The organism is Rhodococcus sp. ABRD24, assembly GCF_004328705.1.
Classification (GTDB): domain Bacteria; phylum Actinomycetota; class Actinomycetes; order Mycobacteriales; family Mycobacteriaceae; genus Prescottella.
Genome location: NZ_CP035319.1, coordinates 2298665 through 2320215, shown reverse-complemented (window position 1 = coordinate 2320215; position 21551 = coordinate 2298665). Strand labels below are relative to the sequence as shown.

The window sequence follows — 21551 nt, the reverse complement described above, 5'->3', positions numbered from 1 at the left end:
CCGATCTCCCTCACTTCCCCATTCACCTCGCCAGTAAATTAACTGACTAGCCAACCAGGAAAGGCTCATCATGGCCACCACGCAGTTCGACCCTTGGCCCCTCACCACCGAACAGCAGGAGATCGTCAAGCTGTGCCGCGACTTCGCGGAGAAGGAGATCCGTCCGCGCGGACGCGAGGTCGACGAGGCCGATGTCGTCACGCCGGTCGACATTTTTCAGAAGGCCGCCAAGGTCGGCATCACCGACTTCATGATCGACGAAGAGTTCGGCGGCGGCGGGTTCTCCGACGTCTTCACCCAGTGTCTGGTCCAGGAAGAACTGTGCTGGGGCGATCCGGGCATCGGAAACCTGGTGTGTTCCAACGGCTTCTTCTCGGATCCTCTGATGGCATTGGGAACACTCGAGCAGAAGGAGAAGTGGCTGCGTCCGCTCACCGGCGACAACCCGGTGATGACTGCCCTCGCCACCACCGAGCCCGGCTCCGGTTCCGATGCTGCCTCGATCATCACCACCGCCACCAAGGTCGATGGCGGCTACAGGATCAATGGACAGAAGGCGTGGATCTCCAACGCCGGCGCCGCCGAGCAGTACGTCGTGTTTGCCAAGACCGATCGCAACGAGCGCTCCAAGGGTGTTTCTGCCTTCTTGCTGAAGAAGGATGCTCCCGGATTCTCGTGGGGCGAACCGATGAAGAAGATGGGGCAGCGCGCGATCGTCTGCCGCGAGCTGTTCTTCGACGATGTCTTCGTCCCGGACGAGAACCGACTTGGCGACGAGGGCCAGGGCTTCTACGGGCTGATGAAGACGTTCGACATCTCCCGCACGGTGCTCGGGGCGGCGGCGGTCGGCGCCTCCCGTGCGGCCTATGAATACGCGCTGGACTACGCGCGAACCCGAAAGCAGTTCGGCAAGCCGATCATCGAGCACCAGGCCGTCGCTTTCCGTCTGGCCGACATGGCCACCCGGATCGAGACAGCTCGGCTGATGGTCCTCAACACTGCGCGGGTCATCGATGCCGGAGGGGATGCCACAGGACTCGCAGCCATGGCGAAGCTGACAGCGTCCGAGACCGCCATGTTCGTGACGTGGGCGGCCGTGCAGACCCTTGGTGGCTGGGGCTACTCCCGCGAGTACCCCGTCGAGCAGTGGATGCGGGACGTCAAACTCGAGGAGATCGAGGAAGGTACCTCCGACATCATGCGGCTCGTCATCTCCCGGAATCTGGGGTGACTCGGCGCCCGGGCACCGGATCGGCGGTGCACGTCGAGGATCGGCGCGTTGCCGGTGCCTGGGTCGGCGGGATAGCGTCCGCGATCGCGTACGGTCTGACACCGACCGTGGCAGCCCTTGCCTACACGGAGGGTGTCTCGCCCTCCGTGTTGGTGACTCTTCGCGGGCTGCTCGGTGGCGCGCTCATACTCGCCTTTGCCGCAGCCACCGGGCGTCTCCGGCGGCTGCCCCTCAGGGCGTCGCTGGGTCTGACGTTCCTGTGCGGACCGATCTTCGGGCTACAGATCCTCGCGTACTTCGCCGCAGTGCAGTCAACGGGAGCGCAGATCGCCCTTGTGCTCGTGCACGTCTATCCGGTGTTCGTGTTGCTGCTGGTCATGCTGACCAGGGGACAGCGAGCCGGGCTCCCCGTGCTGATGGTGTGTGCCCTGATGATGGGCGGGATCGGTCTGGTTTCCGGCTCAGGCTCGTCTTCGATAACGGCGGTCGGCGCCGGTATGGCGGTGTTGAGCGCCGCTGGGTACGCGGTGTACCTGGTTCTCGGCGAGCCGTGGGTTCGACAGGTTGGTGCGATTGCCGCCACGGGCCTGGTCACGGCGGGGTCGACCCTCGCCGTCGGCATTGTCGCTCTCGCGACACATCAGGACTTCGCACTGTCGTCTGGGGGATGGCGCACCGTCATTCTGCAAGCAGTGTTTCTCATCCCGATCGGAGTCGGCGGCGCCTTCTATGCGGTCCGGCACCTGGGTTCGGTCTCGATGAGCCTGCTCGGATTGCTCGAACCGATCGTCGGGGTGGTCGTCGCGGCTATCGTGCTCTCGGAAAGGCTGGGCGGCCTCCAATGGGCAGGGGTAACCACGATTCTCCTGGCTTGCTCGCTATTGCCGTGGGCAACGAGATGGCGGAGAGCGCGAGGTTCCACAGACACAAGCGAACGTTCAGTTACGGTTTCGAACTAGAACACGTCACACTCGAGGAGTTGTCCACTCAATGCCACGACCCAGCGTTGAAGCCGAACGCCGAGAACAGATTCTGCAGGCGACTTGCGAGGCCATCGCCGAGCTCGGCTTCCGGGATGTCCGCATCTCCGATGTATCCCGACGCGCCGGCGTGAGCAACGGGACCGTGCACTACTACTTCGACTCGAAGGATGCGTTGCTGCACGCCGCATTCCAGTTCAATTTCGAGAACTCACTGGACCGGCGTGCGTGGATCATGGAGAAGAGTGACGGCCCGTTGGTCCGGCTGCATCGCCTCGTCGAGTCGTATCTGCCTGCCGGTCCGGAAACGGTGACCGCATGGCGAGTCTGGGTCGAACTGTGGGCATCTGCGCTCGGCGACGCGGAATTGCAGAAGCTCAACGACAACGTCTACGGCGAGTGGCGCGCTGTGGTGTACGACACCGTGGAGGCCGGTATCGACCAGGGCGTCCTGCGCGCTGAAGACCCGGGGGTGGCCACTGACATGTTGCTGGGTTTGCTCGACGGCCTGGCCATTCAGGTTCTGACCGGGTCTGCGCACATGACTCCGACGCGCATGCGCGCCATCTGCGACCAGTTCATCGACGCAATCACGGTCGGGCGGGCAGTTTGAGCGTCGGCGCGGAAATGCCGGACATGCCGATGGGCGGAACAACTCGATAGTCGGTCAGCTGGAGGATGCAGCTCGTCGCGGTGATCCGCGCGCTCGTCGCACATTCCGGACGTGTCGCCGATCCGAAAGGCTGCCATGGAACGAAACCCGCATGTCAGAGGCATTTCGTCTGTTTGTCGGCGCCATTTCGCCGGCAGGTCGAGAGTTAGCCTTCTCACTGTGACCCTGTGCGTGGACGAAGCCGGATCCCAGTCGAACCCGACCCGGATCCAGAGTTCGGTGTTCCGGAGCAAAGTGACATCCGCGCAGGCGGCCGTCGAGTTCATCCACCCCCACGACACGGTCGCGATCAGCGGTTTCGCCAGCGCCGGCACGCCCAAGGCGATCATTCCCGCGCTGGCGGAACGGATCCATGCGGTCCGCGGCGCCGGATCGAACTTCACCATCAACCTGCTCACCGGGGCGTCCGTGTCGGCGAGCACCGAGAAGCTGCTCGCCGAGGTCGACGGCATCTCGCTGCGCATGCCGTACCAGTCCGAGCCCACCGCGCGCCGCAACATCAACAACGGACGGATGGACTACGTCGACATCCACCTCTCGCACGTCGCGCAGCAGGTGTGGGAGGGCTACTACGGCAACGTCGACGTCGCGGTAGTCGAGATCGCCGGTATCACCGAGTCCGGTGAGCTGATCCCGTCCACCTCCATCGGCAACAACAAGACCTGGCTCGACGTCGCCGACAAGATCATCCTCGAAGTCAACTCGTGGGTGCCCGACGCGATGACCGGTATCCACGACGTTTACTACGGCACCGCGCTGCCGCCGTTCCGCAAGCCGATCCAGCTGACGTCCGTCGAGGACCGCATCGGCCAGCCCACCATGAAGGTGGACCCGCAGAAGGTGGTTGCTGTCGTCGAGACGAACGCCCGCGACGCAGCGAGCCCGCTCACTGCGCCGGACGCCGTGAGCCAGGCCATCGCGGCGCACGTGCTGGACTTCTTCGAGTACGAGGTGTCCAAGGGACGGCTGCCCGCCGACGGTCTGCTGCCGCTGCAGTCCGGCATCGGCAACGTCGCCAATGCCGTGTTGCAGGGCTTGGACGCCGGTCCACACAAGGGCCTGACCTGCTTCTCCGAGGTGATCCAGGACGGAATGCTGCACCTCATCAAGCACGGCACCGTGCGGTACGCGTCGGCCACGTCGCTCGCACTGTCGGATGCCGGTATCGACGAACTGGTGTCGAACATCGACTTCTACCGCAAGCACATCGTGTTGCGCCCACAGGAGATCAGCAACCACCCGGAGATCGTCCGCCGCCTGGGCGTCATCGCGATGAACGGCATGCTCGAGGCCGACATCTACGGCAACGTGAATTCCACGCACGTCATGGGCACCAAGATCATGAATGGTATCGGCGGCTCGGGTGATTTCGCCCGTAACGGTTACCTGTCGATGTTCCTGAGCCCGTCCACCGCGAAGGGCGGCGCGATCTCCTCGATCGTGCCGATGGTCCCGCACGTCGACCACACCGAGCACGATGTCCAGGTGCTCGTCACCGAGCAGGGCCTGGCCGACCTGCGCGGCCTGTCGCCGCGCAAGCGCTCCCGCGTCGTGATCGACAAGTGCGCGCACCCCGACTATCGGGCGATGTTGCTCGACTATGTCGACCGGGCGGAGGCATTCCCGTCAGCGGGCCACACACCGCACTTGCTGGGTGAGGCGCTGTCGTTCCACCAGCGGTTCAGCGAGACGGGTTCGATGCGGCCGGAGTGACGGCCGGCGGGATTTTCGTGTAGGTGACGCCGATCGCCGGTTCAGGTTTCCGGGTCGCCGGGGGCTCGGCGGGGCAACCTCCCGGTGAAGAACAGCGCCGAGACGGCCAGCAGGGCAGCCACCGAGAAAGCGCCCTGTAGCGCCTCGAGGCGCGCATCGGAATTGGCCTCGACCACGGCATCTGCGACGGTGGGATCCACCGAGGCCCCGTCGAGTGCCGTACGCAGCTGGGTATCGCTGAGGAATGGCACACCACCGGTGAGTTCGGTGGTGGCTTGGCTGCGAACCGAGTCGGGCACCCGGGGGTCGTTCTCGATCCCGGCGATCACCGATGCGCTCAGGGTCGCGATCAGCACCGAGCCGATGAGGGCGGTGCCGAGGGAAGCGCCGAGGTTGGTCGCGGTGTTCTGCAGTCCGCCCACCTCGGCGCTGCGCGAATCGGGCACCGCCGAGACGGTGACCGCGCCGAGCTGGGATGCCAGCGCACCCAGACCGAGCCCCATCAACACCATCGGAATTGCCACAACTTCGGCGTCGGCGCCCGGACTCATGCCGCCCGCGAGGATGACGATGCCGACGATCATCGACGCGAGCCCGAGCCGGACGACACGGCGCGGCGAGGCGTGCGGTCGAAGCCGCGGGATGCCGATCGCGGCCAACAGAAGCGCCAGCGACAGCGGGAACAGTCGGATACCCGTCTGCAGAGCGCTGAGTTCGAGTACGACGGACAGGAACAACGGTACTGCGAAGAAGACGCCCGCCTGAACGATGAACTGGGCAAAGAACATCGCCAGGCCGCCGGACAGCTGGCGGTTGGCGAGCAGGCTCGTGTCGAGCAGCGGTTCCCGGCCAGTGCGGGCCACATGCGACTCCCACTGTATGAACACGTACACCACCAGGAGCCCGGTGAGGATCAACCAGAAGACGGGTGAGAGGCCGAGGATCTCCGGACTACCCGGCCGGCCGCGCAGCCAGCCCCATTCGCCGGATCGGAGCACGGCGAAGACCGCCAGGCCCAAGCCGACGACCGACAGTACCGAGCCGACAAGGTCGAGCCGGACCCTCGACGCCGGGACGTCCTCGATCCGGCGCAATACCGGGAGGATCAGTACGACCAGTACAACCTCGCCTGCGAAAACATAACGCCACGAGGCGAATGTCGTCACGGCGCCGCCGATGAGCGGTCCAGCCGCCACTGCAACCGCTCCGGCCGCGGCGATCAGCCCGTAGGCGCCGGGCCGTCGCTCCGCCGCAAAGTTCGACGCGACCAGAGCGACGATTGCGGGCATGATGAGCGCGGCTCCGATCCCCTCGAGCAGGGACCAGCCGACCAACAGCACTGGAAGATTCGGTGCCAGCGCGGTGGTGAACGATCCCGCGCCGTAGACGACGAGTCCGATGGCGAACGCGCGGCGGCGGCCGAGGATGCTGCCGATCTTGCCGCCCGTGATCATCAGTGTCGCCATGACCAGGGTGTACAGCGTGATTGCGGTCTGGATTCCGGTGATGGTGGTGCCGAGATCGGACGCGACTGCGGCCATCGACACGTTCATCACCGAACTGTCGAGCGTCATCAGGAACTGCCCGGCCGCGAGGACGAGCAGGACCAGGCCCGCCCCCGATCCGGTCGTCAGCCCAGCATTTCGGCGCATCCCTCATTGAATCAGCGTCTCCCCCCGAACGGGGGCCGATCGGGCCAACTCCGCCCCGTGCGTGGTTTGCGAGTCTCTGGACTCGCAAACCACGCACGGGGCCGCAGGCCCTCCGAACGTCCAAATTGGTTGTGGCAAAACAAGTTTTGGCAAATCTGCATCGATCGTTCGAGCTGCCTGTGATGCCCGCCGGGGGAACCGGTGAAATGTTCGGGCGGGAGCGGAAACACGGATATAGTTCACATCCTGTACAGGGTCCCAGCTACACCGATATGCGGCACCGGCTTGCTGCCTTCGATCGCGGCTGAACAGAAGAACAGGGGAATGGAATCGATGGCGGTCAACCAGCTGATGCAGCGACTCGGCGGGGATGCACGGGTGGAGCTGTTGCGCGCGATCCGGGAGTCGGACGTCTCCCCGTACTTCCGGGTGATGGAGTCCGCGACGGCGCCCGTCGTCCGGGTCGAGGGGGCCGACAAGATCATGCTCGGCTCCAACAACTACCTCGGTCTCGCCGACCATCCGGGCCTCAAGCAGGGGGCGCAGCAGGCGCTGGACCGGTTCGGCTGTGCTGTCACCGGGAGCCGTCTCCTCAACGGCACCCTCGATTTGCACATCGAGCTCGAGGCCGAGATTGCGGATTGGCACGGCACCGACGGTGCGATTGTGTTCACCACCGGGTATCAGACGAATCTCGGAACCATCAGCGCGATCGTGGGCAAGGGCGATGTGATCGTCGTCGATGCCGCGGCCCACGCCTCGATCCGTGACGGAAGCGCGCTGTCCGGGGCCACCGTGCGCAAGTTCCGGCACAACGACGTCGAACATCTCGAGAGCGTGCTGGCCGAGCCGGTGGAGGGCGGCGGCGCGGTGCTGGTCGTCGTCGATGGGTTGTATTCGATGGAGGGCGACTTCGCGCCGCTCGACGCGATGTCGCAGGTGTGCGAGCGGTACGGTGCCGCGTTGATGGTGGACGAGGCGCACAGCCTGGGGTTGTTCGGACCGAAGCGGACCGGAGTAGCCGAACTGCTCGGCGTGGCGGGAACTACGGACATCCGCATGGCGTCACTGTCCAAGGGCCCCAGCTCCACCGGTGGATTCATTGCCGGATCCCACGACCTGCTCGACACCCTGCGAGTGCATGCTCGTGGCTTCCTCTTCACCACCTCCGGCGTGCCTGCTGCGATCGGAGGTGCGCTCGCCGCGATCCGCATCATTCGCAGCGAGGAGGGCGAGCAGCTGGCTCGACGAGCCGTCGCCAACGCGACGACCCTGCGCGATGGGTTGGTTGCGAGCGGGCTCGACATCGGTGTGCAGTCGCCGATGCCGGATGGTACCCAGGCAGCCTCGCCCATCGTCGCGCTTCATGTGGGTGATGATCTGAAGGCGATAGCACTGTGGCGCAAGCTCTTCGATCGTGGAGTCTTCACCAGCGCGGCGCTGCATCCCGCGGTCCCACGGAGCGGTGCGCTACTGAGACTGTGTGTGATGGCCACGCACACGGACGCCCAACTGCGGACGGCGATCGACGTGATCTCGCAGACCGTCGACGAAATGGCGGAATAGGATCGGGCTGGAGGCGTCGGCGGCACGCGCGTCACGAGGGGGTTGAATGAGAACGAGGATTGCGGTTACCGGTGCGACAAGTGATTTCGCTGCGGTGATCCTTCCGGTCCTACTGGCTGATCCTGACGTGGAATCCGTTGTCGGCATTGCACGAAGCGTTCCGCGGGTGGCGCACGACAAGCTGGAATCGGTCCGGATGGACATTCGGTCGCCGGAACTCGAGGAGGCGTTCCGGGGCTGCGATGTCGTTGTGCACCTGGCGTTCGTGGTCGAGGAGATGCGCAACAAGGCCGAGACCCACGACATCAATCTGCGCGGTTCGCGCAATGTGATCGACGCTGCGTACCGGGCGGGTGTTCGCCGCGTAGTGGTGGCATCGAGTGTCAACGCGTACGGTCCCGAACTGCGTCCCAAGCCCGTCGACGAGAGTGCGTATCCGGCCGGTGATCCCGACCGCTACTACTTTCACGACAAGGCGGAAGTGGAGCACTATGCCGAGTGGTGGCTGCGTCGTCATCCGGGTGAAATGACAATCTCACTGCTGAGATCCACCTATGTTGTCGGACCGCACTTCTCGAACGACGGCATCGATCAGCTGACTGCGTCGGTCGGCGCCTTCCCACGGGCCGACGAGGCCGCCTACCAGTTCCTTCACGAGCGTGATCTCGCGGACGCCTTTCATCGCGCGACCACACTTGACCTCGTGGGACCGTTCAACATCGGGCCGCCCGATTGGGTGGGTGTGCGTGAGCTCGCCGCGATGCAGGGTCAGCGCCTGTTCGACGTCCCGGAACGGCCGGCCGTCATCGCGGCGAACATCGCCTTCCGTCTGGGTCTGAGCCGGTTTTCCGGCCAGTGGATCACCGCGGGTGAGACGGTGGTGGACTCGACTCGCTTTGCGGAGGCCACTGGATGGCGGCCGATGCTGACGGCTCACGAGGCCGCAGCGTTGATGGTTCTTTTTCAGGGAAAGGGGCTGCTGCGCAAGGAGAATGCTCTCACGCGCCACGTGGCCTGCGAGGCGGCATTGGAACCGTCGACCGCGTTCACCGGGGTGGATACCGGCGGGCTCGAACACGTTCAGGTTCCGGTGCGCGAGGGATCCGTACACCTCGAGGTCCATCCCGCAGGCCCCGTCCCCGGTGGTCGGCCGCTGGTGATCCCGGTACCCGAGGGTCTGCACGCCCGATACCTGACAGCCGTCGCAAAATCGCTGTCGGAGAAGGGATTCGACGTCGTCCTGATGGACCTGCCCGGGCACGGGCTCAGCACGGGGCCACGGGGTCGGCTGACTGCTGTGTCGGTGGCGGAGGCCGTCGAGGCGGCAGTGTCATACGCGCGAAACTGGTTCGGCGGCTCACCGGTGGTGTTCCACATTCGCGGGGCCGGGGAGCCTGCTCGCTCGGCACCCTGGACCGCGAGACTGCGGGCGCGCATCACCGGGTCCATTGCGTACACGCCGGTCAACCCGTCCGACCCACTGCTTCCGCGGGTGTTGCGTGGTGTGGACGGCCGAGCCATCCGCGGTCCCGGTGAATCGCTGGTCGACGAGATCGTGGCGACCTGTGCGCCGAGGTTCGACGAGCCGCGGGCCCGGGAGCAGATTATCGGGGCAACCGAACCGTGAATGTATTCGACGCGCTGCCCGAGGTGGCCGTCACCGTGCCGCCGTGCAGGCGCACATTCTCTGCGACCAGCGCTAGGCCGATCCCGCTGCCATCGGTGCGGCCGCGGGACGCGTCCGCCTTGTAGAACCGCTCGAACAGCTGCTGTCGCTCCTGTGCCGGAATGGGCGGGCCGTGATCGGTGACGGCGATGACGGCGGACCGGTCGTCCTCGCTGACGGTCACCACGACCGGTGGCCGGCCGTGGGCGAGTGCGTTGGTCACTAGATTCGCGATCACGAGGTCCAGGCGTCTCCGGTCGACTGCGCACCGCACGGGGGTGCTGTCCGCGAACTGCACCTGGTCCTGGAAACCGCGGGTGCGCAAAGAATCCCGCACCAGATCCCCGAGATCGTGCACGTGCAGCTCCAGGTCGGCGCGTCCGGCATCGAAGCGCGATATCTCGATGACGTCCTCGGTGAGACGGGAGAGCCGTTCTGCGCCGCGGCTGACGATCCGCGCGGCTCGCGCGGTGTCCGGCCCCATCGACACGGCGTCCTCCTCGAGTACCTCGGCGACGGCGACCAATGCTGCGAGTGGCGTCCGTAATTCGTGGAACACGTCGGCGACGAATCGGCGGGCGTCGGACTCCTTGGCCGCGAGATCGGCGACTGTCCGATCGAGCTCGGCCGCGGTCCGGTTGAAAGTTGAAACCAACTCGGCCAGTTCGTGACTGGATCCGGCCGCCAACTCGTGTCGCGGCTCACCGGGTACGAGTGCAGCTGCCGCGAGATTGAGCTGGCGGAGAGGCAGGACGAGCCGCCGGGCAGTCCACAGCCCGACCAGGGCGCCGAGTGCGGCGACGGCTGCGGCGACGGCTGCGGCCCGGCGTTCCAGTTCGTCGATCTGAAACTGTGCCTGTGCGAGGTTGAAGACGGCGGCGACGAGCACCGGCTGACCGTCCGGTTCGCTGCGGACCTTCCCGGCGACGTAGAAGAGCGGTGCCGCTCGCCCCGATTCGCGTTGGAAGACCGGAAGAGGCGACGCCTCCACACGATCCAGTAGTTCCTGCGGCGGTCCGGGTACGTCGGATGGCCAGCTGCCGACCTGTATGCCGCCGGACCGTGCGAGACTGCCGTCGCCGACGCTGGCGAGTTCCCGTAGTTCGCCGTGGGTCGGTTCGGGTCCGATCCAGTTGGCCGCGGCGTCGATGGTGTCGGCGAAACCGCTCAGGATCTGGTTCTGAGCGGCGGAGAAGATGTTGCTGCGAGCCTGCAGATACACCGCGGCTGAGGCTGCTACCCCGGCTGCCAGCGCGACAGCCGCAACGAGGACGGTGAGCTGCGCCTGCAGCCCGGGCCGCCGGATCGTCACGAGACGGGTCCGAATCGGTATCCGAAGCCGCGTACGGTTTGCACGTAGCGTGGAGACGACGGATCCTTCTCGATCTTGGCGCGCAGTCGCTGGACGCACGCATCCACCAGACGCGACCCGCCGAGGTGGTCGAACCCCCATACCGACTCGAGCAGCTGTTCACGGGAGAACACCTGTCCCGGTCGGGTCGAGAGTGCCAGCAGCAGTAGCCATTCGGTGCGGGTGAGTTCCGGCTGCCGGTCACCCTCGCTGATGGTCAGTGAGTCGCGGTCGATCACCAGGTCGCCGTGGACCTCCCGTGTGGACGGGAGTTCGGGGACTGTGGCGGCACGGCGCAGCACGGCCTTGATCCGCGCGTCGAGGATGCGCGGCTGCACGGGCTTGATCACGTAGTCGTCCGCGCCGGTCTCGAGCCCCGACACCACGTCGATGTCCTCGCTGCGGGCCGTCAGCATCACGATCGGGACGAGACTGTCGGATCGAATCCGTCGGCAGACCTCGAACCCGTCCACTCCGGGGAGCATGACGTCGAGCACGACGATGTCGAAGGCTCCGGCGGACAGGGCGGTGAGCCCCGATTCGCCCGACGGCGTCGCGATGACCTCGTGCCCGTATCGGCTCAGAGCCAAGGTGAAGGCGTCGCGGAGGTTGTCGTCGTCCTCGATCAGCAGCACCGAACTCATGGGGCCATTCTGCGGGGCGGACCGGCTGACACAATCGGCGCCACACCTTGTAGCAGAACGGTGACACTGCCCCAGCCGAATCCGGACACTCGCCCGCGACGGTGGACGTCATGCAGAACTTCCGCAGGGGAATAGCACTTCCGATCGCCGGCGCCGCCATGCTGGTGGGGATTGCGTTGTGGCTCGTCTACGTCGTGACCGGTCCGGGATCCGGCGGTCCCGCCGGCCTGTACCGGCACGGCGCGTCCATCGCCTTCGCATTCGTGGATGGGGAAGACGGGACGGTCCGGGTCGCTAATCCCGGCCAGCGCCCACAGCCGACCGCGAGTGCCGCGAAGGTGATCACGGCCCTGGCCGTGCTGGGTAAGGCGCCGCTGGTGCCCGGGGAGGAGGGTCCGGTTCTGACAATGACGGAGGCCGACTCCCAGCTGTACTGGGACTATGCCACTCACGGCGGATCGGTGGTGGCGGTCGGGCAGGGGCAGGAACTGACACAGTACGAGATTCTCGAGGCGATGCTGTTGCCCTCGGCCAATAATCTGGCGGACACGCTCGCGATCTGGGCATTCGGCTCGATCGACGGGTATCGCTCCGCAGCAACACAGTTGGTTCGTTCACTGGGAATGAAGGCGACCACAATCGGCGAGGATGCGAGCGGTTTCTCCCCGACCACGACCAGTACCGCCGAGGATCTGACCCGGCTCGCGACCGCTGCGATGCGCGAGCCGGTGATCGCCGAGATAGTGGCACGTCCCGAGGCGGTGATTCCTGGAGTGGGTCCGGTGCGCAACACGAACTGGCTGCTCGGACAGCAGGGCGTGGTCGGGCTCAAGACCGGTACCACGGATGCGGCGGGTGGGGTGTTCCTGTTCGCCGCGACCGTCGGTACGCCCGGCCGCCTCGTGGTGGGAGCGGTCCAGGGCGAGGGACGTTCGGCTGATGATGCCATCGACCGCGCGTCTGCTCTGATCGCCGAGATAGCGGCCACCGAGAGTTGATTCAGGCTCAGTTGGCCATACCGCTTGGAGTCCCGACGGGTCGATCTCCGTCAGAGTCGCTCGGCCTGCCTGGACGTGATGCGCTGTAACGATTCTCGTATATCGAGAACTGTCACAGCGCATCTCGTCGACTCGCTACCGTTCCGCGATCAGGTCGAGGACGATGTCGACGATCATGTCCTCCTGGCCGCCGACCAGTGAGCGTCGGCCGACCTCGAGCAGGATCGTCCGCACGTCGATGCCGTAGCGCTCGGACGCCGCCTCCGCGTGACGGAGGAACGAGGAGTACACGCCGGCGTAGCCCAGGGTCAGGGTCTCGCGGTCGACGCGGACAGGGCGGTCCTGCAGCGGGCGGACGAGGTCGTCGGCGGCGTCCTGCAGCGCGAACAGGTCGCAGTTGTGCTTCCACTCGTGCAGGTTCGCGACGGCGATGAACGGTTCGATGGGGCAGTTACCGGCACCGGCGCCGTGACCGGCGAGGGATGCGTCGACACGGGTGACGCCTTCCTCAACTGCGACAACACTGTTCGCGACGGAGAGCGAGAGGTTCTCGTGGGCGTGGATGCCGATCTCGGTGCCCGGATCGAGGATGTCGCGGTAGGCGCGGACGCGTTCGCGGACCCCGTTCATGGTGAGCCGGCCGCCGGAATCGGTGACGTAGACGCAGTGCGCGCCATACGATTCCATCAGCTTGGCCTGCTGCGCGAGAACCTCGGCCGGTGCCATGTGGCTCATCATCAGGAAGCCGGAGACGTCCATGCCGAGCTCACGCGCCTTGGCGATGTGCTGGGCCGAGACGTCGGCCTCGGTGCAGTGGGTGGCCACGCGGACCGAACGCACTCCGAGGCTGTAGGCGCGCTCGAGTTCCTGGATGGTGCCGATGCCCGGTAGCAGGAGTGTGGTCAGCCGGGCCCGGGAGATGTTCTCGGCAGCCGCCTCGATCCATTCCCAGTCGGTGTGGCTGCCCGGTCCGTAGTTGAGGCTGCCACCGGCCAGCCCGTCGCCGTGCGCGACCTCGATCCCGTCGACGCCGGCGGCGTCGAGGGCGGCCACGATGCGACCCACGTCCTGTGGCGTGATTCGGTGCCGGACGGCGTGCATGCCGTCCCGCAGCGTGACGTCCTGGATGAACAGTGCGTCCGTCATCGGTTGACTCCCAGCTCTGCCGTAGGCACGGCGATCGTCTCGGCAATGCTCTCCGCGTATCGCAGTGCGGCGGAGGTCATGATGTCCAGGTTGCCGGCGTAGGCCGGGAGGTAGTGCGCAGCGCCCTCGACCTCGAGGAACACCGACACCTGATGGGTGGGGGTCGCCGTCGAACCCTCGGCCAGCAGCGTGTGGACCGGGTACCCCTCCGGGAGCGGGGTGATCTGGACCTGCTGCTTGAGCCGGTAGCCCGGGACGTAACCCGCCACCTCGGCGACCATCTGCTCGATCGACTCCCGGATCGCCTGGTGCACCTGCTCGTCCGGATCGGTGATCAGGCACAGAACCGTATCGCGCATGATCAGCGGCGGCTCGGCCGGATTGAGGATGATCACGGCCTTTCCGCGCTCGGCACCACCGACGGATTCAATTGCGTGTGAAGTGGTCTCGGTGAACTCGTCGATGTTTGCGCGCGTGCCCGGTCCCGCGGACTTCGAGGCGATGGAGGCGACGATCTCGGCGTACGGCACCGGCGTGACCCGGGATACCGCGGCGACGACCGGGATGGTCGCCTGGCCGCCGCACGTGACCATGTTGACGTTCGTGGCGTCGCGGTGCTCGGGGAGATTGACGGCGGGGACGACGAACGGCCCGATCGCCGCGGGGGTGAGGTCGACCAGCCGCTTGCCGAACGGCTCGAGCGCCTTCGCATTGGCGATGTGGGCCTTGGCGGCCGTCGCGTCGAACACGATGTCGATCTCGTCGAAGTTCGGCAGACCGATCAGGCCGGTGACGCCCTCGGCCGTCGTCGGGACCTTCAACCGGCGTGCCCGGGCGAGCCCGTCGGAGTCCGGGTCGATGCCGACCATGGCTCCCATCTCGAGGTTCTCCGAGTGCCGGATGACCTTGATCATCAGGTCGGTGCCGATGTTGCCGGAGCCGATCACGGCCACCTTGATTCGGCGTCTTTCGTCGCTCATGTGTCTTCCTATCTGCTGAAAGTTGCGGTGACCGAACCGAGGCCGGTGATGTCGGCGACCACGGTGACGCCGGGTTCGACGACAGCCATCGGTCCGAGGGCGCCGGAGAGGACCACCTGACCGGCTCGGAGCGGAGTGCCGAAGTGGCGGCTCTTCTCTGCCAGCCAGGCCAGGGCGCGGAGCGGATCGCCGAGACATGCTGCTCCGGTGCCGGCCGAGACGGCCACACCGTCGATCCGCATCTCCATCGTGGTCTCGATCGGGGTGAAGTCGTCGAGGGTGCGGCGCTGCGCACCGAGGACGAACAGTCCGCTCGATGCGTTGTCGGCCACCGTGTCACCGAAGCTGATGTCCCATCCGGCGATCCGGCTGTCGACGATCTCGAGTGCGGCGACGGCATAGTCCACCGCTTCGCGGATCTGCTGTTCGTCGAGCGGACCGTCCGAGAGGTCGGCGCCCAGGACGAAGGCGATTTCCGCCTCGACCTTCGGTTGGAGTAGTCGACCGAACGGTACGGCCTCGTTCTCGGGGCAGTGCATGTCGTCGAACAGGACGCCGAAGTCCGGCTGGTCGACACCGAGTTGCTGCTGCACGGCCGGTGACGTCAGGCCGATCTTCCGGCCGAGCACGCGGGCTCCGGCGGCTATCCGCGCAGCGGTCAATTTCTGCTGGACTGCATAGGCGCGCTCGACGTCGCCGCTTCCGATCAGGTCACGCACCGGGGCGCATGGCGTCTGTGTGCTGTTCGCGCGTTCGAGTCGCTCGAACGCTGCGTCGACCGCCTGATCGGCGGCCGAACCGTCGGAATCGGAGACCGACGTGCCGTCGGGCTCGGGAATAGTCGTCATGGGGCGTCCTGGCGTCGAGGGGCTGGGTTCGTCCACTGTCACCGTTGGCATGGCACGGCCGCCACGTTGGCGTTCGGCTCACCGGAACGCGAGTGAGTATGATTCAGAAACTCCCAGGTCAGCGGAAGGGCACACCATGGACGATCCCTCGCTCGACGCTGTGATCGACAGGAATACCGTGCTCGGCAAGGTGGTCACCGTCCTTCGCGCGTTCACCATCGATGATCACGGCGTCAGCCTCGCGGAGCTCGGCCGTCGTACCGACATCCCCAAGGGGACCCTGCACCGCGTCGTGTCCGATCTCGTCGCCGTTCGACTGCTCGATCGGACCCCGTCCGGGTACCGGCTCAGTGGTCAACTGTTCGAACTGGGAATGCGGGCGTCCGTGGAGCGGAGTCTGATCGAGGTCGCGACGCCGTTCATGGAGGACCTCTACGAGCGGACGCACGAGACGGTTCACATCGGCGTCCTCGAGGGCTCCGAGGTGGTCTACGTCTCCAAGATCGGCGGCCACCGCCAGGCTACCTCCCCGTCCCGGGTCGGCGGCCGAATGCCGTTGCATTGCACCGCTATCGGCAAGGCGATGCTGGCTCACTCCGAGCCGGCCGCCATCGAACGGGTTCTCCGCGGCCGGCTCGAGCGGCGAACGCCCCGAACCCTGATCGCCCCGGGCGTTCTGCGAACCCAGCTCGAGCGCATTGCACGTGAGGGCGTCGCATACGAGTTCGAAGAGTCCGCCGTGGGGATCACCTGTGTGGCGGCGCCGGTGCTCGATGCCGACGACCGTCCGATTGCGGCACTGAGCGTCACCGGCACCGTCGGACGGTTCCGGCCCGAGCTTCACGCTGCGTCGGTCCGGGCCGCGGCCGCTGGTGTCGGTGCCACTCTCGCGAGACGAGCGCACCTGGCCGAAGGCAGCAGAGCCGAGTAAACGCTCACGTGGGGCGGTGCACGTTCGTACCCGATGTCGCGGTGAACTGCTCGGGAGTGAGTGCGTCCGCAGTCCCGTTCATCGGGTCGCCACCCGAGCCGGTTTCGCAATTGCCAACGCCATCACCGCCGCGACCGCACACAGGCCGCCGGCAACGTAGAACGCGGCGTCGTAGCCGCCGAAATGGTCGCGGACCAGGCCCGCGAGGAAGGCCACCAGCCCAGCGCCGATCTGGTGCGAGGCGAGGACCCAGCCGAACACGATTGGGCCGTCGGCGCCGAAATGCTTGCGGCACAGTGCCACGGTCGGCGGCACCGTGGCAACCCAGTCGAGGCCGTAGAAGATTATGAACGCGATCATCGGCGGATGCACGGTGTTCGCGAACAGTAGCGGCAGGAGCATCAGCGAGATCCCACGCAGCAGGTAGTAGATGCCGAGAAGCTTGCGGGAATCGAAGCGGTCGGTGAACCAGCCGGAGGCGATGGTGCCGATCAGGTCGAAGATGCCGATCACGGCGAGCAGACTCGCGGCCGCGGTCACCGGCATGCCGTGATCGTGCGCGGCGGGCACGAAGTGGGTGCCCACCAGCCCGTTGGTGCTGGCGCCGCAGATTGCGAACGTGCCGGCCAACAGCCAGAAGACGCGCGTGCGGGCTGCGGAGCGCAGGACCCCGAGCGCGCGGGCGACGGGTCCACCCGGCGAGGCCGGGGGCGTGGGGCGGACGTAGTCGTCGGGGGCGCCGTAGGGGGTGGCGCCGATGTCCTCGGGGCGGTTGCGCAGGAACATCAGCACCAGCGGCACCACTGCGAGCGCCGCTGACGACACGGTCAGCGACACCGTTTGCCAGTCGTAGCGTTCGGCGAGCATCGCCAGCACCGGCAGGAACACCAGCTGGCCGGCGGCGCCGCCAGCGGTGAGGATGCCGGTGACCAGACCGCGGCGGGCAACGAACCACCGGTCCGTCACGGTGGCGACGAAGGCCAGCGCCATCGACCCCGTTCCGAGACCCACCATCACGCCCCACAGCAGCACCAGTTGCCACGTCGCGGACATGAACACGGTGAGTCCGCTGCCGAGCGCGATCAGTGCCAGCGCCGCGGTCACGACCTTGCGGATGCCGAACCGTTCCATCAGAGCTGCCGCGAATGGTGCCGTCAGCCCGTACAACACCAGGTTGACGGACACTGCCGCGGAGATGCTCGCCCGCGACCAGCCGAAGTCGGCGTGCAGCGGCTCGATGAGCACCGACGGCGCTGCCCGGAAGGCGGCGGCGCCCACCAGGGCGAGGAATGCGACGGCGGCGGCGGGCCAGGCCGGATGGATCCGAGGTCGGCGCCCGTCCGGGGCGGATGGCAGGGTGGAAAGGGGCGGGGCGATCTCGGAACTCACGGCGTACATTGTGGCCGCCGGACTCGATGCCCGATCACGCCGCCGTCGTCACGACGGCGGCACCGGTGAGGCAGATTCTCTACGGTGTGCCTGCGGTGCGGTGCGCTACCCAGCCTTGCCCCGGCGGCGCATCGTCAGCACACCGGCCACCCAGCCGATCGCGAAGATTATCGTCAGCGTCAGCCAGAGCGGCGCTTCGACGCTGACCCAGAACAGCGATATCGACACGGTATTGCGGTTCTGCGCCACGAAGATGATCGCGAGCACGGCCAGGACCAGAGCTGCCCACTGTGGCGGCGACACTCGGCTGAGGAAAGAACCGGACTTCGGGGTGGTCATCGCCTGAGATTAGCCAACCCGAAGCGGTTTTCGGCCGAGCACGCCGGATTTGTATCCCCCGGGACGTGTGATCCGATTCGCCGGGTTCGTCCTGCCGAGGTCTCGAATCGTGTACCAGTGGTGCCCCGTCTTGCGGTGTTCGGGTTCCGGTACTGCGTCCTGAGTACCCTGGACTCCGGATACTGCCGGCGCGCCGGGAGGACGCATGCCTCGTTCCCGTGACCTGCTCCAACGTTTCCGCCCCGTGGGCACTCCCGGGGCGGCCGCGGTCACGGGTGTCCCGGCCGACCGGGTGGCGGAGCTGTCCGCCGAACTCGAGCCGATACTGGCGTTGCTCGCCGAGACCACCGATGAAGCGCAGCGTATTCGGGACGATGCCGAGCGGGACGCCGCCCAACGGCGTCGGGCCGCCGAAGAGTGGGCGCGAGATCGCGTCGAATCCGCTCGGCGCCGGGTCGAATCCGAACGGGCCGCCGCGGCGGCCCGGGTGACAGAGCGGGCGGGCGGCGAGTCTGCGGCCACCCTCGCCGCCGCCGAACAGGAGGCCGACGCCGTGCGGAACCGTGGACGTGCCCGCGTACCCGGCTTCGTGGACCGGATCGTCGCATCCGTCCGCGCCGACCTGAGCGGGAACGAACCGGACGAAGCCGGGCCGTGACCGCATCGTGGGTGGCGGGCACCGTGCGGGCCGAGGCCCTGGCACGGAGGCGAATCGGGGCCGGCGCCGCCCGCGCGCTCGCCTCCTGCCCCACCTGGGCCGACGCGCTGACGGCGTTGTCGGCCACGCCGTACGGCCACGACGTATCGCCCACGGCGACATTGGTGCAGGCCCAGCACGGGGTGGGTGCGACCCTGCTCTGGCACCTGCGGGTGCTCGCGGGTTGGCTGCCCCGATCGGGCGCCGACGTCATCCGGTTGCTCGCGCGGGGATTCGAGATCGCCGGCATCGACGACCAGCTGGCCCGGTTGGCGGGGACCGACACCGGACCGGCGTACCGGCTCGGCGCCCTGGACACCGCATCGCGGCGGGTGGCCGAGGCCGACTCGCCAGCGGCGGTGCGCGAGTGCCTGCGGTCCTCGGCGTGGGGAGACCCGGGCGGCACGACACCGCGCGAGATCAGCCTGGGCGCACGGCTGGCGTGGGCCGGCGACCTCGTCGCCCGCATCCCCGAAGCGTCCGGCTGGGCCCGAACTGCGGCAGCGCTCTTGGTTGCCCGTGAGGTGCTTGTCGACGGTCGCCGGTGGCCGACGGCCCTCGATCGACGGGCATCGGTGGTGCTGGGCGGCGGGTTCGTCGATGCCGCCGGGTCACCATCGGCGAGCGTGGCGGGGCTGTCGGCGCTCCTGCCGTCGGGTGCGCGCGGGGCGTTTTCGGGGGTGGACCGGCCCGAGGATCTCTGGCGGGCGGAGGCGGCGTGGTGGCACCGGCTCGAGCGCGAGGGCTTCACCCTGCTGCGCGGCTCGGGATTCGAGCGTGGGCCGATCACGGGAGCCGTGGCGGTGCTGGCGGCGGACGCGTGGCGGGTCCGGGCCGCGCTCGAGGCGGCCGCTCGCCGCACCGTGACCGGTCCCGCGGTGATGGAGGCCTTCGATGGGGTGGCCTAGCTTCGCCGCACCGGTCCGGATGCAGCGCATCGCAATCGTCGCGCCGAGCGCGACACTGCGTGAGGTGCTGGTCCGGGTCGCGGCTGCGGGCACCGTGGAGATCGATCGCGCCGACGCCTCCGACGGCACCGCGGCCACGGGCGGTGGGGAGGCAGGGCGGAGGTTGCAGCGCCTGGGCGTCGAGGGGGTCGAGGTGTCGCCGTCGTTGTCGCCGGACCGGCCGGACCTCGATGTGCTCGAACGGCAGGGCCGCGCCGATCTACTCGCGGGCGAGGAACAGCTCGAGGCCTGCGCTGCCGCGGCCGTGGTGCGGGGGGAAGCTGCGGCCCTCGCCGGTTGGATATCCGCCGCCGACGTCCCCGACCTCTCCGCCCGGCTGCTCGACACGGGTGGAGCCGTGGTGCCGTCCAGGCCGTCGCGGGGCCTCGATCCCCCCACGGTACTGCGTTCCGGAAGTGCTGTACGGCAATCCTTCTCGCCGCTCGTGAACACCTACGGCACCGTTCCGTACGCCGATGTCGACCCCACGGTCCTGGCGGGTGTGGCGTACATGTTCATGTTCGGAATGATGTTCGGCGACGTGGGGCACGGGGCGCTGCTGGTGCTGCTGGGCCTGATCTTGCGTACGGGCCGCCCGGTGTGGGTGGCTCGTTACCGCAAGGTGTGGCCCTTCGTCGTGGGATCCGGTTTGGCCGCTATCGGATTCGGTTTGCTCTACGGGGAGTTCTTCGGTCCGACCGGAGTCGTGCCCGTGCTGTGGCTGTCGCCGCTCGATCAGCCGGTCACCCTGCTCGGTTCGGCGATCGGCGTCGGCGCGGTGCTCCTGGCGTGCGCGTACGTCGTGGGCACCGTCAACCGCTGGCGTGAGGGCGGGTGGGCGACGGCCCTGAGCGCACCGTCGGGGATCGCCGGCGCCGCGCTCTTCGCCGGGCTCGGCCTCGCGGTGCTCGGCGCGGTGGCAGGACGCGGCTGGCTCATTGCCGGGACCCTGGTCGCGGCCGCCGGTTTGGTGCTGGCGGCGGTGGGATTCCTCGCCGGGGCGGGCGGGGGGCTCGCCGGGGCGGCGCAGGCCGTGGTGGAACTGTTCGACGCGGTCATCCGCCTCGGCGCCAACCTCGTCTCGTTCGCGCGGCTCGCCGCATTCGGACTCACCCATGCCGCGCTCGGACAGGTGGTGTGGGACGGCACGACGGGACTGTGGGGTGTCGGTGGATGGGGTGTCGCCGCCGCACTGCTGGTGTTCGTCCTGGGCAATGTCCTTGCGTTCGCGCTGGAGGCCCTCGTTGCCGGGGTGCAGGCGCTGCGGCTCGAGTACTACGAACTGTTCTCGCGGGTCTTCGTCGCGGAAGGGCGTCCGTTCCGCCCGTGGCATGTCCCGCTCGACACCTCCAGGAGGACACCGTGACCACATGGCTCTATGCGCTGCCGGTGCTGTTCGCCGTCGTCGCCGCGACCGTGCTGGTGTTGCGCCGCCGCGGCCGGGCCGCGCTCGGGGTATTCCTCGCCCTCGATGGGGTTCTGCTGGTTGCCGCGCTGGTGGTGCTCGTCGTCGCGGTCGGCGGGCACCCGGCGTCGGCCGCGACAGTCGTCGAGGCGCAGCAGGCCGCGGCGACGTCGAACTGGGCCGCACTGCTGGGTGCCGCCGTCGCGGTGGCCGGATCGTCGATCGGCGCCGCCATCGCCGTCGCCTACACCGGGGCCGCGGCGCTGGCGGCCATGAGTGAGCGACCCGAGTTGTTCGGGCGCGCGATGGTCATTGTCGGACTGGCCGAGGGCATCGCCATCTACGGGCTGATCGTCGCGATCATCCTCATCGGCAAGGCGTGACGTCGTGGCGCG

The 21551-nt window shown here is 67.5% G+C and carries 20 protein-coding genes; 12 read left to right on the top strand and 8 right to left on the bottom strand.

The window, feature by feature from the left end; translation table 11 throughout:
• Positions 1 to 70 precede the first annotated feature (70 nt).
• The 4 genes from ERC79_RS10175 (at position 71) to ERC79_RS10160 (ending at position 4597) form a co-directional block, all read left to right on the top strand.
• Positions 71 to 1231, top strand: coding sequence for an acyl-CoA dehydrogenase family protein (locus ERC79_RS10175; RefSeq protein WP_131577869.1), 1161 nt, complete (start codon positions 71 to 73; stop codon positions 1229 to 1231).
• Positions 1228 to 2190 (top strand): DMT family transporter, encoded by a 963-nt coding sequence (locus tag ERC79_RS10170; protein WP_242676800.1) that lies wholly within the window; start codon positions 1228 to 1230, stop codon positions 2188 to 2190. The genes ERC79_RS10175 and ERC79_RS10170 overlap by 4 nt, the downstream gene beginning before the upstream one ends.
• Before the next feature lie 31 nt (positions 2191 to 2221).
• On the top strand, positions 2222 to 2824 hold the full coding sequence (locus tag ERC79_RS10165) for a TetR/AcrR family transcriptional regulator (protein ID WP_131577867.1): 603 nt from the start codon (positions 2222 to 2224) through the stop codon (positions 2822 to 2824).
• 219 nt (positions 2825 to 3043) lie between these two features.
• A complete protein-coding gene (locus ERC79_RS10160; RefSeq protein WP_131577865.1) occupies positions 3044 to 4597 on the top strand; it encodes an acetyl-CoA hydrolase/transferase family protein in 1554 nt (517 codons plus the stop codon).
• A gap of 41 nt (positions 4598 to 4638) precedes the next feature.
• On the opposite strand, the gene ERC79_RS10155 is transcribed toward ERC79_RS10160, so the two are convergent.
• On the bottom strand, positions 4639 to 6249 hold the full coding sequence (locus tag ERC79_RS10155; protein ID WP_131577863.1) for an MFS transporter: 1611 nt from the start codon (positions 6247 to 6249) through the stop codon (positions 4639 to 4641).
• A 333-nt stretch (positions 6250 to 6582) separates the two neighbouring features.
• Here ERC79_RS10155 and ERC79_RS10150 point away from each other — a divergent pair, with 333 nt between their 5' ends.
• Both ERC79_RS10150 and ERC79_RS10145 read left to right on the top strand, forming a co-directional pair.
• The gene (locus tag ERC79_RS10150) at positions 6583 to 7815 is read left to right on the top strand and encodes an aminotransferase class I/II-fold pyridoxal phosphate-dependent enzyme (RefSeq protein WP_131577861.1); all 1233 of its coding nucleotides are present in this window, start codon (positions 6583 to 6585) and stop codon (positions 7813 to 7815) included.
• Positions 7816 to 7861: 46 nt separating this feature from the next.
• Positions 7862 to 9442 carry an NAD-dependent epimerase/dehydratase family protein gene (locus tag ERC79_RS10145; protein WP_131577859.1) on the top strand — a complete coding sequence of 527 codons (1581 nt, stop codon included), beginning with the start codon at positions 7862 to 7864 and terminating at the stop codon, positions 9440 to 9442.
• On the opposite strand, the gene ERC79_RS10140 is transcribed toward ERC79_RS10145, so the two are convergent.
• Together ERC79_RS10140 and ERC79_RS10135 are read right to left on the bottom strand one after the other, a co-directional pair.
• Positions 9420 to 10793, bottom strand: a complete 1374-nt coding sequence (locus tag ERC79_RS10140) for a HAMP domain-containing sensor histidine kinase (protein ID WP_131577857.1) — start codon at positions 10791 to 10793, stop codon at positions 9420 to 9422. The two genes, ERC79_RS10145 and ERC79_RS10140, sit on opposite strands and share 23 nt — an antisense overlap.
• A complete protein-coding gene (locus ERC79_RS10135) occupies positions 10790 to 11476 on the bottom strand; it encodes a response regulator transcription factor (RefSeq protein ID WP_131577855.1) in 687 nt (228 codons plus the stop codon). Before ERC79_RS10135 ends, ERC79_RS10140 begins: the two co-directional genes overlap by 4 nt.
• A 110-nt stretch (positions 11477 to 11586) precedes the next feature.
• Here ERC79_RS10135 and ERC79_RS10130 point away from each other — a divergent pair, with 110 nt between their 5' ends.
• Positions 11587 to 12474, top strand: coding sequence for a D-alanyl-D-alanine carboxypeptidase (locus ERC79_RS10130; RefSeq protein WP_131577853.1), 888 nt, complete (start codon positions 11587 to 11589; stop codon positions 12472 to 12474).
• A gap of 135 nt (positions 12475 to 12609) precedes the next feature.
• Here ERC79_RS10130 and dmpG read toward each other — a convergent pair whose 3' ends face one another.
• From dmpG to ERC79_RS10115, 3 genes are read right to left on the bottom strand one after another with little or no spacing between them, the layout of a single operon-like run.
• Complete coding sequence (gene dmpG / locus ERC79_RS10125; RefSeq protein ID WP_131577851.1) at positions 12610 to 13620, bottom strand: 4-hydroxy-2-oxovalerate aldolase; 1011 nt, start codon at positions 13618 to 13620, stop codon at positions 12610 to 12612.
• Positions 13617 to 14600, bottom strand: a complete 984-nt coding sequence (locus ERC79_RS10120) for an acetaldehyde dehydrogenase (acetylating) (RefSeq protein ID WP_131577849.1) — start codon at positions 14598 to 14600, stop codon at positions 13617 to 13619. Before ERC79_RS10120 ends, dmpG begins: the two co-directional genes overlap by 4 nt.
• An 8-nt stretch (positions 14601 to 14608) precedes the next feature.
• Positions 14609 to 15448 carry a fumarylacetoacetate hydrolase family protein gene (locus tag ERC79_RS10115; RefSeq protein WP_131577847.1) on the bottom strand — a complete coding sequence of 280 codons (840 nt, stop codon included), beginning with the start codon at positions 15446 to 15448 and terminating at the stop codon, positions 14609 to 14611.
• Positions 15449 to 15584: 136 nt separating this feature from the next.
• Here ERC79_RS10115 and ERC79_RS10110 point away from each other — a divergent pair, with 136 nt between their 5' ends.
• Positions 15585 to 16379: an IclR family transcriptional regulator gene (locus ERC79_RS10110; protein WP_131577845.1), complete on the top strand. Its 795-nt coding sequence runs from the start codon at positions 15585 to 15587 to the stop codon at positions 16377 to 16379.
• A 78-nt stretch (positions 16380 to 16457) separates the two neighbouring features.
• On the opposite strand, the gene ERC79_RS10105 is transcribed toward ERC79_RS10110, so the two are convergent.
• Positions 16458 to 17768 (bottom strand): MFS transporter, encoded by a 1311-nt coding sequence (locus ERC79_RS10105; RefSeq protein WP_242676799.1) that lies wholly within the window; start codon positions 17766 to 17768, stop codon positions 16458 to 16460.
• A gap of 105 nt (positions 17769 to 17873) precedes the next feature.
• A complete protein-coding gene (locus ERC79_RS10100; protein ID WP_131577841.1) occupies positions 17874 to 18107 on the bottom strand; it encodes a LapA family protein in 234 nt (77 codons plus the stop codon).
• A 205-nt stretch (positions 18108 to 18312) separates the two neighbouring features.
• On the opposite strand from ERC79_RS10100, the gene ERC79_RS10095 reads away from it, so the two are divergent.
• The 4 genes from ERC79_RS10095 to ERC79_RS10080 are packed head-to-tail and all read left to right on the top strand — an operon-like array spanning position 18313 to position 21539.
• A complete protein-coding gene (locus tag ERC79_RS10095; protein ID WP_131577839.1) occupies positions 18313 to 18765 on the top strand; it encodes a hypothetical protein in 453 nt (150 codons plus the stop codon).
• The gene (locus ERC79_RS10090) at positions 18762 to 19712 is read left to right on the top strand and encodes a hypothetical protein (RefSeq protein WP_131577837.1); all 951 of its coding nucleotides are present in this window, start codon (positions 18762 to 18764) and stop codon (positions 19710 to 19712) included. Before ERC79_RS10095 ends, ERC79_RS10090 begins: the two co-directional genes overlap by 4 nt.
• Entirely contained in the window at positions 19699 to 21117 is a 1419-nt protein-coding gene (locus ERC79_RS10085) for a V-type ATPase 116kDa subunit family protein (protein ID WP_242676798.1), read from the top strand. The genes ERC79_RS10090 and ERC79_RS10085 overlap by 14 nt, the downstream gene beginning before the upstream one ends.
• Positions 21114 to 21539, top strand: coding sequence for an ATP synthase subunit C (locus tag ERC79_RS10080; RefSeq protein ID WP_131577835.1), 426 nt, complete (start codon positions 21114 to 21116; stop codon positions 21537 to 21539). Before ERC79_RS10085 ends, ERC79_RS10080 begins: the two co-directional genes overlap by 4 nt.
• Positions 21540 to 21551: the final 12 nt, after the last annotated feature.

What these genes read in the sequence shown, in the direction of transcription:
- ERC79_RS10085 (WP_242676798.1), top strand. Translation starts at nt 19,699, where the DNA reads ATGGGGTGGCCTAGCTTCGCCGCACCGGTCCGGATGCAGCGCATCGCA.
- ERC79_RS10115 (WP_131577847.1), bottom strand. Translation starts at nt 15,448, where the DNA reads ATGACGACTATTCCCGAGCCCGACGGCACGTCGGTCTCCGATTCCGAC.
- ERC79_RS10110 (WP_131577845.1), top strand. Translation starts at nt 15,585, where the DNA reads ATGGACGATCCCTCGCTCGACGCTGTGATCGACAGGAATACCGTGCTC.
- ERC79_RS10100 (WP_131577841.1), bottom strand. Translation starts at nt 18,107, where the DNA reads ATGACCACCCCGAAGTCCGGTTCTTTCCTCAGCCGAGTGTCGCCGCCA.
- ERC79_RS10130 (WP_131577853.1), top strand. Translation starts at nt 11,587, where the DNA reads ATGCAGAACTTCCGCAGGGGAATAGCACTTCCGATCGCCGGCGCCGCC.
- ERC79_RS10145 (WP_131577859.1), top strand. Translation starts at nt 7,862, where the DNA reads ATGAGAACGAGGATTGCGGTTACCGGTGCGACAAGTGATTTCGCTGCG.
- ERC79_RS10135 (WP_131577855.1), bottom strand. Translation starts at nt 11,476, where the DNA reads ATGAGTTCGGTGCTGCTGATCGAGGACGACGACAACCTCCGCGACGCC.
- ERC79_RS10155 (WP_131577863.1), bottom strand. Translation starts at nt 6,249, where the DNA reads ATGCGCCGAAATGCTGGGCTGACGACCGGATCGGGGGCGGGCCTGGTC.
- ERC79_RS10150 (WP_131577861.1), top strand. Translation starts at nt 6,583, where the DNA reads ATGGCGGTCAACCAGCTGATGCAGCGACTCGGCGGGGATGCACGGGTG.
- ERC79_RS10175 (WP_131577869.1), top strand. Translation starts at nt 71, where the DNA reads ATGGCCACCACGCAGTTCGACCCTTGGCCCCTCACCACCGAACAGCAG.
- ERC79_RS10120 (WP_131577849.1), bottom strand. Translation starts at nt 14,600, where the DNA reads ATGAGCGACGAAAGACGCCGAATCAAGGTGGCCGTGATCGGCTCCGGC.
- dmpG (WP_131577851.1), bottom strand. Translation starts at nt 13,620, where the DNA reads ATGACGGACGCACTGTTCATCCAGGACGTCACGCTGCGGGACGGCATG.
- ERC79_RS10165 (WP_131577867.1), top strand. Translation starts at nt 2,222, where the DNA reads ATGCCACGACCCAGCGTTGAAGCCGAACGCCGAGAACAGATTCTGCAG.
- ERC79_RS10095 (WP_131577839.1), top strand. Translation starts at nt 18,313, where the DNA reads ATGCCTCGTTCCCGTGACCTGCTCCAACGTTTCCGCCCCGTGGGCACT.